Below are 14951 nucleotides of genomic sequence, written 5' to 3' on the forward strand. Positions count from 1 at the left end.
CTGACTGCGAAGTGGAGCCGCGAGCAGGACTATCGGCTGATCAAGGGTCTGTGGGCCTATGACGGCAATCGGATCGCGGTGCGCTTCGCCTATGAATGGCGTAATGATGCAGGTGCCTGGTATCGCTCTTATGGCAATGAGAATTGGGAGTTCGCGACCGATGGTCTGATGGCGCGGCGGATAGCGAGCATCAACGACCTTCCGATCTCCGAGGGGGAGCGCTTGTTCCACTGGCCGCTCGGGCAAAGGCCGAAGAATCATCCCGGACTGGAAGAACTGGGGCTGTAGATTTCACGGCCGTGTACACCGCCAGCCCGCCACAGCCTTCGGTTCCGCTACAAGAGCGCCGGTGCGTTCGCTTCCCAATGCGCTTGTAGCGGATCGGAAGTCATCGACTCTTGCCGGACATTCAACGATGCACCTGCACATTCAAAAAGCGGATATTCGTTTAACAAGGGCTTCTGCCAACGTTGCATCAACCGGATTTGCGCTTGGTCCTGACCTTGGGAGTAGGCAATTCCTGGGATGTGATACGAACAATCTCAGCAAGCCACTCACGGTCATCCCACTTTTCCGCGTCGATCAGGAGGCAGGGCTTTGCACCGGGATATGGAGGGGCATCTTCCGCATCGGCAGCGAATGCCCGCCCTCCAACCGTAGGCTTTACGAATAGGTGGTCGTCGCAGACCAATGCGACCATTTTTCCATCGCAATAAATGCCGAATTCGCCAAACATCGCCTTGGCCGAAACGGTGCCGCCGCCTGCCATCTGCTCAACAAGGAATTCAACGGTTTTACGATCGGACGCCATAAGGCGATATCGCCGGTCCTGATGAAAAGGTCGAGGGTCAATCGACCCTTCCAAGACGCTCAGATAAGGTTTTCGGCTCCTCGTTAGCGGACATCCAATTTTCACCGCTCCTGCCGACCATTATGTCGGACGATCCAGAACGGCATCTTTCGGGGACGTAGATTGAGCTAGCGGACATTTGTAACGAAGAACTCGCGAGTGAGCTCCGCGTCCTATGTGCCGCAGATGAAGGTCGTGTCCCGGCGCGTTCTCTAATCGCCACTGTCAACAGCTGACCTCTTTGCGGTTCGTCACGCGCGCTGGGCTCCAGGGTTCTCTCCGCGGTCGTCGCGCTGGACGCCGCATGTTAGCGTTCAAAGTAGGGTGAATCTAAGTGGTGTGCGCGGTCCGTGCCGCACTCGCGGGAACGATCTCACCCTCGCTAAGCGTCCCAGCGGGACGCGTTCTGTCGCGCTTGAGTTCAGCGTATTGCTTCGGATTTGGATCAGGCCATGGCCGCCTCCCGGAAGGTCGTGTTGGTACGCCACATTGCGTGCAATGTTACCGCCAGCTTCCTGGCCAGGGCGACTTTCGCTTTGCGAGGCCCGGTTCGGCCTGCGATCGCCTGTGCCCACTCACGCAGGCGAGGGACGCCAAGCTTTCGAGACAAGATCGCATTTGCTGCTTCGTACAGGCATTTTCGAGCGAACCTGTCACCGCTTTTCGAGATGCGCCCGTTCCGGCTGATTTCGCCAGATTCGTAGCGCCTTGGCGTCAGACCGAGATAAGCGCCCGCGCTGGAAGATCGGTTGAAGCGTTCGGCGTCGTCGAATGCTGCAGTTACCGCCATCGCGGTGATCGGTCCGACTCCCGGCGCTGTCATCAAAAAGACGTACCGTACCATGCTGTTTGGCTACCGCCCGGATTTTGCCATCGAGAGCGGCAATACGGGGCTAGAAATTTTCACTCCGGGGCGTGCATCAAACGCTTCAAAGATAGGTATGAGCTCCGGTGCGACTGCCAGCTCGCCTGTGATGATCTCCGTCGCACGGCGTTTGAAGCCCCCAACCCGTTTTCCGAACATCACGCCAAAACGTTTTCAGCAACCCTCTGATCTCATTTTCAAGCTTCACACGCATGCCAACCAGCGTATCGCGCGCTGTCAGCATCGCCCGGTTAACATAGGCCTCATGACTCTTTATCCGGGCAGCCTTGAACCAACCTGTGCGGACAATCTGAGCCAAGCCGCGAGCATCATGTCTGTCGGTTTTATTTGGCATCATTTTGAGGACCGCATTAGCGTGACGCGCATCCAGGCAAATGATCGGGACACGCCGCTTCGTCAGCGCGTTCCAGAGCCAGACGGCAAGGGGACCTGTCTCCATTCCCACCCGTTCGACATCCGCGGCGCGCTTCGCTAGCCAGTCGGCTATCGCGTCAGGGCAGGTCGGCACCTTCGCCTCCGCGAGAATCTCACCTTCCGCCCCAACCAGGCAAATCGCCGTCTCCTCCTGTGACACATCCAGTGCTGCAAAAACTCCCATAACGTCCTCCACGTTCGACTCCGGCCGAGCGCCGAAGCGGCAATGACATCCTACCGCAACAAAGCGGAGGTCGAGTGTGGCGATTACGTTAAGTGGTGTAGGAAGGTTTCCCTGAGAGGGTGGCCACCGTCGATCTTCTGGTAGGGTTCGGATGCGAACTCGAACCTGGAGAAGAAGACGATGACCGATGACAGAATGGCCCTTGTTGAGCTGATCGAGCAAGGGGCTGACAGCGATTTGGTGCGCGAGATGCTGGCTTTTGCCGCTGAGCGCATGATGGATCTGGAGATTGAGGCCAGAACCGGTGCGCCCGCCGCAGTCGCAGCCAGTCGCGACTGAACCACCGCAACGGCTACCGCGAACGGGGATGGGACACCCGTGCCGGTCGGATCGATCTGGCGATCCCGAAGCTGCGCAAAGGCAGCTACTTTCCGAGCTTCCTGGAGCCGCGCCGCACCGCCGAGAAGGCCTTGGCAGCGGTGATCCAGGAGGCCTATGTGCACGGCGTCTCGACCCGTTCGGTCGACGATCTGGTTAAGGCGATGGGCGCCAGCGGCGTATCGAAGAGCCAGGTCAGCCGCCTGGTTGCCGAGATTGACGAGCGGGTGAACGCCTTCCTCACCCGCCCGATCGAGGGCGAGTGGCCCTATTTGTGGATCGACGCCACCTACCTCAAGGTGCGTGAGGGCGGACGGATCGTCTCGACGGCGACGATAATCGCCGTTGGCGTCAACACCGATGGCCGCCGTGAAGTTCTGGGCGTCGCCACCGGCCCTTCGGAGGCGGAGCCCTTCTGGAAAGCCTTCCTGCGTTCGCTGGCGGATCGCGGACTGCGCGGGGTGAAGCTGGTCATCGCCGATGATCACAAGGGACTGCGCGCTGCCGCCAGCAAGGTGTTTGCCGCGAGCCAGCAACGCTGCCGGGTGCACTGGATGCGCAACGCGCTGGCCCATGCCGCGCCCAAACAGCGGCCCGCCGTGATTGCCATGATCAAGACGATCTTCGCGCAGGAGACGACCGAAGCGGCGCACCAGCAGTGGGAGCAGGTCGCCGATGCCCTGCGCGAGAAGTTCCCGAAGCTGGCCGACATGATGGACGCATCGCGCGAGGATGTGCTTGCCTACATGGCGTTCCCGAAGGATCACTGGGCGCAGATCGCGTCCACCAACCCGCTGGAAAGGGTGAACAAGGAGATTAAGCGAAGGGCCGATGTCATCGGCATCTTTCCCAATGATGCCTCGGTCATACGCCTCGTCGGCGCGCTGATGCTGGAGCAGAATGATGAATGGGCGGTGTCACGCCGCTACATGACGCTGGAAACAATCGGCGCGGTGAGCCATAACCCCATTGTCAGCCTGCCAGCTCTGGCTGCCTGACCCGAACCCGATCCCGATCCTGCCGTGGATTGACGGTTCCTACACCACCTCCTGGGACACGACCTGAACTTCCCGCCCATCCTCTGTCTCGACCACATGGTCCATCACCCCATAGTCATTATGGGGCGTGAAGCGGATCGTGACCGGACCTTCCGGGCCGTCGGCGATCCACCCGGTTCCACCCCGGCGAAGATCGGATTCGGTGAGGCCCGATGCCCATTTGGGGAAAATCTCGGGCCGCCAGATCGCCTCATACAGGGCCTGCCAGTTGCGATCGATCGAAATGCTGTAGGTACGCGCAGCCAGCATGATGCTCTCTCCTGATTGGAGCAGGCGCTGTATCGGCATGATCGCGCTATGTCATGGCAAGCGGAAGAAATCGCGATGGCCATGGATCGAAATCGGGACTGGTCCGTTTCTCATCATACCCCCCGGCGCCGATCCTTCCCCCTGGATCGGCGCCATTTTCATGTCCGTCAGCAATCGCCGACTTTTGCCGGGCGGCAATAGTCGATGGCGAGGACCGATCCCCAGGACATGCGGGGATCGATGCTTCAGGCAAGAACAGCAGGCGGTTCAAGGCACGGCAGCGGCGTAGACACCGATTCGCGGCGTTGGGCAGAACTGCCTGATTCGACCGGCCTTTGGGGCCGCCCGAGGCGATTTTGGTGCGGGCGCATTCGCAAGCTCATGCGAAGTCGGGACGCATGCCCTGTGGGCATAATGTAATGCACCGTACGCACGGGTGCTGCGCTTATTTATTGTTCAATATCAATAATTTGTTCAAGAAATAGGCGATCCGGCAAAAATTCTTTGCTGCATACATGTATTGCGATGGGCACGCCAATTTCAGGTAAGCAACTGCAGTAATACGCGATTTACCCTGAATACATGTAGTCCATGTTCCGAATACATGTATTTTTTCTGGCTTTGGAACAGCATTTTGGCGCGCTAGCCAACTGTGTCGAAAAGATCACTGGCTGATTACGATTTGTCACGCGAGACAATTTTCTCGATTCACCCGTTCCCTCCCATCCACCTGATGTTATGATTGTCCGTGGCGGGCAGGCCATCCTCTTTGTTTGGAAGATGTGTCATGCCTATTATAACTATCCGCCTCGATGAGGCGTTGCATCATAGCGTCAAGCGTCGAGCTGCCGGTGCGCAACTTTCCATCTCCGAATTTCTGCGTCCAGTCATTGAGGATGTCGCCTTTCCGGGCGGGCGATATGCCTATACCGGGCAGGACGAGCTGCTCAGCGTCTCGATCCAGACCTTCGCTATCCTCGCTGCCCTTGCAGCGGAAACCTCTCCGCATGTGGTCGAGCGCGGCATGGCCGATGCCCGGCATCTGTTGCGTGAGCGCGGCCTGCTCGACCCCGCCAAGGATCCGTTGAGCGCGGTCGGCAAAACCGACGGCCGTGTCATGGGAGATGGTCGATGAGCATCTTCCGCAATGATATGCTGGGGTCCTGGACACGGGGCGGCCAGGCGATCGTTCACAATGTGCGCATGACCACCCAGGTCTTCTTCCAGACCATGACGGCGGGTCTGGCCATCTGGGTGATGGGCACGGTCTGGTATGTCCTTGAGCATCTGGGCAGCTATGAACGGTTCGTGCTGCTCAAGATCGCCGAGGCATCGGTGCGCGGCAATATGCCGGGCGATGCGCCGCTCCTGTTCAGGACACCGGAGGGCAAAATCTACTGGACCAGCGGCGACGCGCTCATGGGATCGAGGGTGGCGCGCACGGCACTTGCCGCGCTCGAGCATCATGCCGTCTGGGGGGCAGTTCTGGCGGGCGGGTTCACCCTTATCATGCTGCTGGTTGCCTGGTTCATCTTCACCCGAACGGGTCGGGGACTTGGCTCCAACGAATATCTGCGTGGGGCACGGCTGGCGAGCCGGACCGAGCTGCGCCGCCTGCTCTTCTGGCAGCGCAAGGGACCATTGCGCATCGGCAAGGTGAAGATACCCGCCGCGTTCGAAGCCGAACATATATTGGTGAGCGGCGCGCCGGGTACGGGCAAGACCAATGTCCTCAACCGCATGCTGAGCGGCATCCGGGCAGAGGGCAAGCGCGCGATCGTCTATGATACCGCCGGAACCTTCGTCGAGCGTTTCTACCGTCCTGGCAAGGACATCATCCTCAATCCGCTCGATGAGCGATCGCATGCCTGGACGCCCTGGGCAGATGTGCCGCGCGACTATCATTATGACCAGATGGCTGAGTCCACGATCCCCGATCAGGGCAAGGATCCCTTCTGGGCGCGGGCCGCGCGCGGCACCATGGTCGCCGTCATGCGAAAGTTGGTGACGCAAAAGCGGATGCTGGTCTCGGTCATGCTCGACATATTGGTGCGTTCCGACCTCAAGGCGCTTTCGGCCTTTGTCGCGGGCACCAACGGGGCGGCCTTTGTGTCGGTCGAAGGGGAGCGAACGTCAGCGGGCATACAGGCGGAACTGGCCTCCATGCTGCGCAGCTTCGCCTATCTCGACGACACCGAAAAAGGGCTGTCGATCCGCGACTGGGTGAGAGACGAGAAGGATGACAGCTGGCTGTTCATCACCGTGAAGACCGACCAGTTGCCGACTTTGCGGCCGCTTATCACCGTCTGGCTCGACATTGCCATTTCCGCGATCATGAGCATGGAGCCCGATCGCAAGCGGCGTCTCTATTGCGTGATCGACGAATTGCCCTCGCTGCACAAACTGCCATCGCTGGGAGACTTTCTTGCCCGCGCCCGCAAATATGGCGGCTGTGGCATATTGGGGTTCCAGAGCTATCCGCAGCTGGAGGCCACCTACGGTGCGCAGGAGGCGGCCGCCATCACCGGCTATTGCTCGACCTGGGTGGCGTTGCGGGCCAATGATCGCGGCACAGCGCGGTTGATCTCCGAAAATCTGGGCCAGGTCGAGCAGGTCGAGGCCAATGAGGGCATGTCCTATGGCGTCAACGACATGCGCGACGGGGTCAACCTGTCGCGGGTGCAGGTGACCCGTCCGCTGGTCATGCCGACCGAGGTCATGAACCTGCCCAACCTCACCGGCTATCTTCGGTTCGGCCGCGATCTTCCAGTCGTCCGGTTCAGGGATCGCTATCTCAAGGGGGAGACAATTGCGACGGCATTTATCGAACGTCGCACCCCGGCGGTCAGGCTTGGCGAGATGCTGGAGGACGAAACCATGTCGCCACCCAGCGGCGTCGATCCCTCAAACGGTGACGCGGCAGGCGAACCGGTCAGCGACAAGGCAGACACGCCACCTGTTTCCGAAGGGCCCCCCGCCCGCAACCGGAACGATCAGGCGCGTGCGCCCCTGCCACTCATCGGCATCAGCATCAATTCGGTCAGCAGACCAGGCGGTCCCAGCCGACGCGCCAATCCTGCCTGACATCTCCAGCATCAAGGAACAGCATCATGGTACATGTGATCAGAACGCGGCGGGGACTGCCGCATCACACCCAGAACGAACCTCAACCCATTTCTGACAGTCCGCCAGAACCTCTGACTGTCCGGATACCCGCCGCCATCAGAATGACGGGCATTGGGCGATCGAAGCTCTATGAATTGATCCAGTCGGGCGACATCGAGATCGTGAAGATCGGAACATCTACCCTCATCCCGGTCGAAAGCCTGCGACAGCTGATCAATCGAAACAGGCGTTGACCGGACAATTTGACGAACCGGTGTCAAACTTTTTGTGTGAGACCATGCGGCAGGGGTCTTTTCTTGTGGTCAATATTCAGTCCGGCCTTGGTGCCGAATTTTGACCACAATTGGGACATTCTGCTCGGTCCGGTCTGGAGAAACGACAACGGGATAGCGGACATTCGAGCCGGGATGTACGATGGCGGCTTCGCGCCCCAACATCGGTCGTAGCTCGCCGCTTAGCTCCATCCTGATACCGTAGGTTCGCTCATCTCTCGATAATACTAAGAATTGGGCAGTCCGCCTCCGCATTGGAGCGAAGCGACGCCTTCAAACACTGTCCTCCACGGTTTAACGGTCGCTTTGTGCACCATTTCGGTCGTTAAGCTGGCGGCTGACTGTCTCAAAACCGCTGCCGACCGCAATGCCGAAATCCAGTTGGGGCTCAGCGGCGTTGGCCTACTAGTGACCGCACAAAAATGCACGCCGCGCTTCCCAGAGGATGCGTGACACATCGATCCTACATCGCATCTCCTATGGAACAGTCACCATATTCTGATGTTGACATTTCGCGCAGAGAGTTCATATTTTGTTGGAAATTCGAACATGAGGTAATCATGACGGCTACCAAAGAAGAGCTCAAAGCGATCTTCGCCTCGAAGGCGAAGGAACTCGTGTCTGAGTTGGAAGCATGGTTCGAGGAAGAAACGGAATCAATCGATGGTTCGATTGCTGCGGCGGCACCCTCGGGTAGCGGAGGTTCCATCATGGGGACCTGTCCGGCCATCGATTCCAAGCGAGTTGTGGACGCCACAGTTATTACCAAGAAGGTGCTTAACATCGAATTGCCGCCTGAAATCATACAGCCTGGGGGCTATGCTAGCTGCGATGAGATGATTGCCGATCTCATGCCGAAACTCGAGCGGGTTTTTATCGGCGACATTAAAGTAAAAAAAGCAAAGCCGGTCAAAGCATTAGAGCCGGCGTGAAGGGTCTGCAATGAGTGATGAATCCGACAAGTGGCGTGCGATCGGAGAGCGGTTGCGCCAAGCCCGCGAATATCTGGAGCTGAAGCAGGAGGAAGCGGCTGACGCGATTGGTATTTCTCGGTCGGCACTCTCGTTGGTTGAGAATGGCCGCCGAAAAGTCGATGCGGTCGAGTTGGGGCGGTTTTCTCAGGTTTACGGCCAATCTATCGAAGCCCTAACCGGCTCCGCCGAGTTACCACCGCTTCCAGAGAGTGTTCAGGCATTGGCGCGCGCAGCGACCGAGTTATCGTCAGACGATCGCGCGGAACTGCTTCGTTTCGCGGAATTCCTCCAGATGCGTGGACCTCGAGGAGAAGAACGTGGCTAGGTCGGCGGCAGCGGCGGTCCGTCTCGATGCTGTCGCGGCGGCAAAGCGAGTTCATCGCGAACTTGATCTCAAGGAGCGCGTGACCGAGGGCGGCGGTCTCATCGATATCTTCGAAGTGATCGGAGATCTCGGCATCCCATTGGTATTTAAGCCGCTGAACTCCGCTTTGGGACTATGTCTGCCTGCCCCCTTGCGCGGCATCATGGTAACGACCCGCCGTGGATTGCATATCCAGCGTTTCACAGCTGCCCATGAATTGGGCCACGTCATTTTGGAGCATGCCGGAAGCGTTGATCGGGTGATCCTAGAGCGAGCGCCGCAGCCCGAAGACGATCGACGCGATCTTCAAGAGGTGGCGGCGGATGCATTTGCCGCTGAAATGATGCTGCCGAGGTGGTTGTACCGGCATCACATTCGCGCTCAAGGTTGGACGGTTGCTTCAAACCTCCATGATCCGGATGTTGTCTATCAACTCGCCCTTCGGATGGGCACAAGCTATGAGGCCGCCTGCTGGGGGCTTTTGAGCCACCAAATCCTGAACTATGCCGATGTCACCCGTCTGCGGAATGCCCAGGTGGCCAAGCTCAAGCATCGCCTTGGCGAGGAGCATCGGCCGGGAAGCAGCTGGTCGGATGTCTGGCGGCTGACGCAACGCGATGACGGCGCGCGGTTGATTGGCAATCCCGATGATCTGCTACGTATTGAGCTCGACGAGGAAGCAGGCAGTGGCCATCAGTGGCAGATCGAGGCCCTTCGCCAGGCAGGGTATTCTGTTCTCTCTGACCAATCAGACTTCTCCCGTGAACCATTGCATTATGGTGCGTCGTCGCGTCGAACCGTGATCGTCAGGCCACCTGAGAGCGGGATCGGCGACGTAACGATGCACGAGTCTCAGCCTTGGGCCGGGGCTTTGCCGGACGATACCACCTTTTCGATTGAGCTCGCGCTGGAAGGTCCAGAGGCGGGCGGAATGTCGCGCGCTGCCCGTCGCCGGTTCGGGGGGCAATCTTGATCACCGCGTCAATCGACTTGCGTTCCGTGTTGTTGCCCGTCCGTCAGCAAGGGCGGCGGCAGTCGTGCCTCGCATTTGCAAGCTCTGCTGCTCATGAACATGGTGCGAACACCGGCGAGCATCTGTCCGTCGAATACCTGTTCTTCCATGCGGTGGCACGGACACCAGGCCAGAACCCTGATGCTGGCACAACTATGGCAGCAACGGCCCAGGCACTTGCGCTGGAGGGTCAACCGGTCGAGCCAGCGTGGCCTTACTCGCCGACCCAGGTGCTCCCCTGGAAGCCACCGACCTTTTCCAATCCGCTGTTCAAAACGACGATGGTGCCCGGTAAGCCGGCCTTTGCCGATCTGGCAGCGGCGCTCGATAAGAAGGTGCCGGTGATCCTTGGGCTGGTGATAACTGACGCATTCTATCGGCCTGACGCGCTTGGGATCGTTCCCGACATAACGCCCGATACGGAACGTGGCGGGCATGCGGTTCTGGCTGTCGGCCACGGCCTCGATCCGGCTGGGCAGGAAGCCGTACTTATTCGCAATAGTTGGGGCCCCGGCTGGGGGCTTGATGGCTACGCATGGCTATCACGGTCTTACGTTGACCGCCAGCTCCACGAGACCGCCAGTTTGATCTAGGAAAAACCGATGGAACTGATCAAAGGTGAAACTTCTCCCGCAGTTTGGCTCGCCGCTGCGGAGCACTTGAATGGCCTGAAGAAGTCCGAAGATTTCGACGTGATACTCCATATCGCGCAGCCGACCGTGCTTTCGATAGAGGACCGTCGGGTGCATGATGAGGTCGACAAGTTCCTGCGGTCGCATGGTGCTTTTGGAATTCACACCGTGGCTGAGACGATTTTCCCCTTTGACGAGTATCAGAGGTCAGGAAAGGCTGGCCTGTTTGGACCGTTCCCGGAGAAATTGAAAGCAATCCAGAAAGCCCGAAGCGACGGCAACTGGGGTTCCTATGCCTATCGGATTTTGCGCCAGCGCGATGCGAAGGGGAAAATCTTCAATCCGCTCGAAGACCTGCTGACCAAGATCAGGAAGCACGGAAAGTACCGGGCATCGTTTGAACTTGGACCGGGTAGCCCCATGGAAGACGAGATCCAGATCTACGATCCGGCGACTGATCGTGGTCGTCTCTACGGAGGGCCATGCCTCAGCCATCTCAGCATCAAGGTTCACGATGGGCAGGTTCGGTTCAACGCCACCTACAGATCACATTATTATGTGCGTCGGCTTCTCGGAAACCTTGTGGGACTGGGGCGGCTGCAGTTCTTCCTTGCCCATGAGGCCGGCTTGAAGGTTGGTCCACTGACGGTCAACTCGACTTTCGCTCGCCTCGATACCGGGTCTGGTGAAGGGTCTGGTGGCCATTGGACGAAAGCAGAAGCGAAAGCTTTGATCGGCCGATGCCGCGCAATCTACAACGAATCGGCCTTGGCGGCCTAACGAGGACGATGATGAGCGTACGCGATCACTTTCTGACCCTTCAGTGGGCTCAGCTCAAACACGACGAAGCCTATCACAAAGACATTGTGATCCTTCCCCTAGCTCAGCGCATGAAGCACATGGCGCTGCATAACGCCAAATATACCGCGTATTTTCTTGCAGCCGTCGATGACAGTGATGAAGCGCGTTTTCACAGAACGCTGACAGACGCTTTCATCATCTGCCTTGCTGTCGCCAACACGCTCAATCAGCATTTGGGTCGTGAGCTTACGGCTTCGAATCCGGACCGTTCGCTGCTTGAGCTTGGAAATGCGCTGGCGGGAACGCTTCATCGCGACGACGATCCGCTCTGGATCATGCGGCAATATTGTATACATAGCGGGCAACTGGCGAAGCTGTGCGAAGCTTGGGATCATCTTGAGGATCTGCAGTTTCGCAGCGGCATGCATCAGTGTAATCTCAGCCTCGTTTCCGCAGTACTGGCGGAGGCAGCGGCGCGCGACATAGACCTCGCTGCCGCCTATCGCGAACGCATCCGAGCAGTTGAAGCGCGGTCAATTTTCGACAGCTTTACGCGCGCAGGCGCCGGAGGAGAAGCTTAGTGTTCTGGGGCGGCGAACGGCTGAAGGACGAACTCGGGGACCTAATCGAAGACTATGATGTGAAGCGGGTCGACCGCGCTGCATACCGCCTTCGTGTCGTGGTGACGTTTACGTGTCGCCGACGGGTGAACCGAACGACCCTCGCAACAAACCCAAGAAACCGCTGGGCGTAGGCGAGAGTTTCACGATCCCGGCAGGTCAGTTCGGTTTCATCCTGACAGAAGAGCTGATCCGCGTGCCGCAGCATGCGATCGCTTTCATATCGATCCGCGCGAACTACAAATTTCGCGGGCTGGTGAACGTGTCGGGATTCCATGTGGATCCCCATTATGAGGGCAAACTACTCTTTTCGGTGTTCAATGCTGGTCCGGGAGCGGTCCATCTCTCGCGCGGGGAGGAATGCTTCCTAATCTGGTACGCTAGTCTCGACCGGCCCAGCGTCCTTCAAAAGAAGATGGGCTTCAAAGAGATTCCGTCCGATCTCCTCGGGCCTATAGCTACCGGGATCGAATCGTTCGCCGGGCTTAAGTCCAAGATCGACGAGAACGACAAAAAACTGGGTGAACGTGTCACCGCCGTTGAGCGCGAACAGGCGGTCATGAAATGGGCCAGTGCACTCGTCATCGGCGCGATGATCACGTTCGGCTTGAAGGAGTGTTCGCTGTCGCGGCCGGCGGCTGCTCCGACTGCGGCAGTGTCGAGCGTGGCGCCATCGCCATCGCCGACCATTACTCCGTCGCCGACTGCATCTTCATCACCGGCTATCGCTCCAGCCCCGGCCTCACCGAGCCCGGCACCAACAACTCCATCTGCCGCTCCGTCGGGCCAGTAATCGCAGAACTCCGTTTCCGTCTGCGCAGATCTGTTCTAGGCAGTCAGAGGACTCACAATCGACGTTGGTGGGCCGGACGGCGTGCCATGCATCGCCCGGCAAATCTGCGGTTGCGCACGGGATGACATGGACACAACGCTCGTTTTTGACACCTACTGGCGATTCGCTGCTGAGCGTCAGGCACTCTATTTTCGGCGCCTTGCCGATCCGATCGGCCCTTGGACCACCGATCCGGTTCTCGCGGCACATAGGTTCACGAATGCATACCGTGCGAGCGACCGGGTCAGCCAGTACCTGATCCGGGAAGTCCAATACCGTGAGGATCGCCCGCGCACGCCGCGGGAAATCTTCTTCCGCACCCTTCTTTTTAAGCTTTTCAACCGGATAGAGACTTGGGAACTGCTAGAAGGCGTCCTCGGCCCCTTGACATGGGAAGGGAGCGATCTGAACGAGATCGAGCGCACGCTCGATCGCGCAATGGCCGCTGGGCTCAAGCTCTACTCGCCGGCCTATATCATGCCTGCGCCAAAGCTCGGGCACGCGCGCAAACACGCCAACCATCTCGCCCTGCTGGAGAAGATGATCGAGGACAGGCTGCCGGAGCGTGTACGCCAGGCGCCGAACCTTCGGACAATCTATGAACTTTTGCTTGGCTATCCGGGGCTTGGTCCCTTCCTGGCATTCCAATATGCCATCGATCTCAACTATTCTGAGATGCTCGACCATGATGAAAGTGATTTCGTCATCGCCGGGCCTGGGGCCCTCGATGGAATTGCTAAGTGCTTTGTCGACACCAAAAAGCATTCGGCAGAGGATGTGATCTTCTGGGTCTGCGAGCAGCAGGATCGCGCGTTCGCTAAGGCTGATATTAAGTTCCAGAATCTGTTCGGGAGGAAACTGCAGCCCATCGACTGTCAGAATCTCTTCTGCGAAATATCCAAGTATGCGCGTGTCGTGCACCCCGATGTCAAAGGCCTTTCGGGCCGTACTCGCATCAAGCAGGTCTATCGCAAGGGTTTGGGGCCGATGCCGCAGCCAACCTTCCCCCCGAAATGGAATCTTGAGGTGCCTACTCTCTCAGATGAGGTTAAGCAGCGGCCGATCGGGGATCTCATGGGGCTTATGGAATGAGTGGAGGGCTCCAAGAGAGGATGGCGAAGTCGCTGCGTACGCCGAAGGTCGTTTACACTTGTGTGGCGGTCGCAAGCCTCCTCGCGTCTATCGCATTGGGCTGGAAGTCCCTCTGTGTGTTAGGCGGATCGCAAAGCCCGCAAGCGCTGATCGATCATGCGCCAGCACTGTTCGGAATGCCGTTTTCTATCACGACGGCATTGACATTGGTTTGCTGCGCACGCGCGCTCGACCCTCAGGCACATATCGATTTTCTGGGATTGCGCGTGAGGGGCGCAGCCGCGACGATCGTGTGCTGGATTGTGGTCTTTGCCGTTCTGACGATCGCCATCCGAGCACTTTGGTAGCGCCGGTTGCTCCTTGGTGTCGGCCTAGACCTTTGCAGGATCGCGCCAATTCGGCGATCGGTGAGCCGGCTCGGGAAACCCTGGCTGGATGAGGTCTTCACCGAGGCCGAGCAGACCGAGTTGGTGAGATCGACGGACTTGGCGGTGTCGGCTGCTCGAGGGTTTGCAGCGAAGGAGGCCAGCGCGAAAGCTTTGAGCACCGGGTTTGGAGATGGGGTGCATTGGCTGGATTTCGAAACCGGGCCAGCGGAAACCGCCAGACCGGTACGACTTCACGGCGGCGCCCGTGATCATGCCCAGGCGCTTCTGCCAACGTACGCCTCCGGTAGCGGCCGCATTGTCGGTCGGATGTAGCCGGCGCATTGCGCGGGCATGGATGAGATAATCAGCGATGTGTTTCCGGGCGTTCGTCGCCTGGATGTATTGGAGACGGGCCGGCGTAGGCGTTGGACCGATGACGCAAAGCAACGGATCGTAGAGGAGGCGTTTCAGCGCGGCGTTTCAGTTTTGACGGTAGCGCGGCGCCATGATGTTGATCCATCCCAGATCTATGATTGGCGCAGACGGCTATTTCCGCAGATTTCCAGAGGGATATCCGGCTTTGCGCCGGTGGTTGTGACCCCTGATTGCCCAGTTCCGTCGTCACGCGGCCAGATGGAGATTGTTTGCGGCAATGGCCGCCGGATCATCGTCGACCGCGACGCGATGTCGCCGCGCTGCTTTCGGGTGCTGGCGGGGCTTGAAGGATGATCCCCGTGCCGAGCGATGCGAAGATCTGGATCGCGCTGGGTCACACAGACATGCGACGTGGCATGCGCGGTCTGGCGCTGCAGGTTCAGGAAAGTCTGAAGCGTGATCCT

20 protein-coding genes and 1 pseudogene are annotated in these 14951 nt (G+C 58.9%); 17 read left to right on the forward strand and 4 right to left on the reverse strand.

Going from position 1 to position 14951, the window contains the following annotated elements:
- The coding region (locus BF95_RS22285; protein WP_043154578.1) for a DUF1348 family protein at nt 1–288 on the forward strand (288 nt) is incomplete at its 5' end.
- Between the two features lie 187 nt (nt 289–475).
- Here BF95_RS22285 and BF95_RS22290 read toward each other — a convergent pair.
- The 3 genes from BF95_RS22290 to BF95_RS29820 all read right to left on the reverse strand — a co-directional run bounded on the left by BF95_RS22290 (nt 476) and on the right by BF95_RS29820 (nt 2334).
- Nucleotides 476–811 carry a TfoX/Sxy family protein gene (locus tag BF95_RS22290; protein ID WP_043154580.1) on the reverse strand — a complete coding sequence of 112 codons (336 nt, stop codon included), beginning with the start codon at nt 809–811 and terminating at the stop codon, nt 476–478.
- A gap of 484 nt (nt 812–1295) precedes the next feature.
- Nucleotides 1296–1694 carry a transposase gene (locus BF95_RS29815; RefSeq protein WP_327195509.1) on the reverse strand — a complete coding sequence of 133 codons (399 nt, stop codon included), beginning with the start codon at nt 1692–1694 and terminating at the stop codon, nt 1296–1298.
- Nucleotides 1695–1779: 85 nt separating this feature from the next.
- Nucleotides 1780–2334, reverse strand: a complete 555-nt coding sequence (locus BF95_RS29820) for an IS110 family transposase (protein WP_235209942.1) — start codon at nt 2332–2334, stop codon at nt 1780–1782.
- A gap of 180 nt (nt 2335–2514) precedes the next feature.
- Between BF95_RS29820 and BF95_RS22305 the strand changes: the two are divergent.
- A pseudogene (locus BF95_RS22305) lies at nt 2515–3710 on the forward strand (IS256 family transposase).
- 39 nt (nt 3711–3749) lie between these two features.
- Here BF95_RS22305 and BF95_RS22310 read toward each other — a convergent pair.
- Entirely contained in the window at nt 3750–4019 is a 270-nt protein-coding gene (locus BF95_RS22310; RefSeq protein WP_235209940.1) for a hypothetical protein, read from the reverse strand.
- A gap of 787 nt (nt 4020–4806) precedes the next feature.
- Here BF95_RS22310 and BF95_RS22315 point away from each other — a divergent pair.
- The 15 genes from BF95_RS22315 to tnpB form a co-directional block, all read left to right on the forward strand.
- On the forward strand, nt 4807–5154 hold the full coding sequence (locus tag BF95_RS22315; protein WP_051520184.1) for a hypothetical protein: 348 nt from the start codon (nt 4807–4809) through the stop codon (nt 5152–5154).
- Nucleotides 5151–7103, forward strand: coding sequence for a type IV secretion system DNA-binding domain-containing protein (locus BF95_RS22320; protein ID WP_043154583.1), 1953 nt, complete (start codon nt 5151–5153; stop codon nt 7101–7103). The genes BF95_RS22315 and BF95_RS22320 overlap by 4 nt, the downstream gene beginning before the upstream one ends.
- Nucleotides 7104–7246: 143 nt before the next feature.
- Entirely contained in the window at nt 7247–7378 is a 132-nt protein-coding gene (locus BF95_RS29825) for a helix-turn-helix domain-containing protein (RefSeq protein ID WP_235209943.1), read from the forward strand.
- Nucleotides 7379–7977: 599 nt separating this feature from the next.
- A complete protein-coding gene (locus BF95_RS22330; protein ID WP_152542890.1) occupies nt 7978–8349 on the forward strand; it encodes a hypothetical protein in 372 nt (123 codons plus the stop codon).
- Between the two features lie 10 nt (nt 8350–8359).
- Complete coding sequence (locus BF95_RS22335) at nt 8360–8716, forward strand: helix-turn-helix domain-containing protein (RefSeq protein ID WP_043154588.1); 357 nt, start codon at nt 8360–8362, stop codon at nt 8714–8716.
- On the forward strand, nt 8709–9728 hold the full coding sequence (locus tag BF95_RS22340; protein WP_043154604.1) for an ImmA/IrrE family metallo-endopeptidase: 1020 nt from the start codon (nt 8709–8711) through the stop codon (nt 9726–9728). The genes BF95_RS22335 and BF95_RS22340 overlap by 8 nt, the downstream gene beginning before the upstream one ends.
- Entirely contained in the window at nt 9725–10360 is a 636-nt protein-coding gene (locus tag BF95_RS22345; RefSeq protein ID WP_051520186.1) for a C1 family peptidase, read from the forward strand. Before BF95_RS22340 ends, BF95_RS22345 begins: the two co-directional genes overlap by 4 nt.
- A 9-nt stretch (nt 10361–10369) precedes the next feature.
- Nucleotides 10370–11179 carry a hypothetical protein gene (locus tag BF95_RS22350; RefSeq protein WP_051520187.1) on the forward strand — a complete coding sequence of 270 codons (810 nt, stop codon included), beginning with the start codon at nt 10370–10372 and terminating at the stop codon, nt 11177–11179.
- 11 nt (nt 11180–11190) lie between these two features.
- Nucleotides 11191–11781 carry a hypothetical protein gene (locus BF95_RS22355; RefSeq protein WP_152542891.1) on the forward strand — a complete coding sequence of 197 codons (591 nt, stop codon included), beginning with the start codon at nt 11191–11193 and terminating at the stop codon, nt 11779–11781.
- Nucleotides 11782–11893: 112 nt separating this feature from the next.
- Nucleotides 11894–12613 carry a hypothetical protein gene (locus BF95_RS22360; protein WP_051520188.1) on the forward strand — a complete coding sequence of 240 codons (720 nt, stop codon included), beginning with the start codon at nt 11894–11896 and terminating at the stop codon, nt 12611–12613.
- A 126-nt stretch (nt 12614–12739) separates the two neighbouring features.
- Nucleotides 12740–13744, forward strand: coding sequence for a nucleotide kinase domain-containing protein (locus tag BF95_RS22365; RefSeq protein WP_152542892.1), 1005 nt, complete (start codon nt 12740–12742; stop codon nt 13742–13744).
- A gap of 20 nt (nt 13745–13764) precedes the next feature.
- Nucleotides 13765–14091 carry a hypothetical protein gene (locus tag BF95_RS22370; protein ID WP_152542893.1) on the forward strand — a complete coding sequence of 109 codons (327 nt, stop codon included), beginning with the start codon at nt 13765–13767 and terminating at the stop codon, nt 14089–14091.
- Between the two features lie 6 nt (nt 14092–14097).
- A complete protein-coding gene (locus BF95_RS31225; protein ID WP_051520189.1) occupies nt 14098–14445 on the forward strand; it encodes a holo-ACP synthase in 348 nt (115 codons plus the stop codon).
- 18 nt (nt 14446–14463) lie between these two features.
- Nucleotides 14464–14841, forward strand: coding sequence for an IS66-like element accessory protein TnpA (gene tnpA, locus BF95_RS22380; protein ID WP_051520190.1), 378 nt, complete (start codon nt 14464–14466; stop codon nt 14839–14841).
- Nucleotides 14838–14951, forward strand: a 114-nt coding sequence (gene tnpB, locus BF95_RS31230; protein ID WP_043154595.1) for an IS66 family insertion sequence element accessory protein TnpB, incomplete at its 3' end; no start/stop codon positions are given. The genes tnpA and tnpB, both read left to right, overlap by 4 nt.

Origin of the sequence: Sphingobium sp. Ant17 (assembly GCF_000588875.1) — a bacterium.
In the GTDB taxonomy this organism is placed as follows: domain Bacteria; phylum Pseudomonadota; class Alphaproteobacteria; order Sphingomonadales; family Sphingomonadaceae; genus Sphingobium.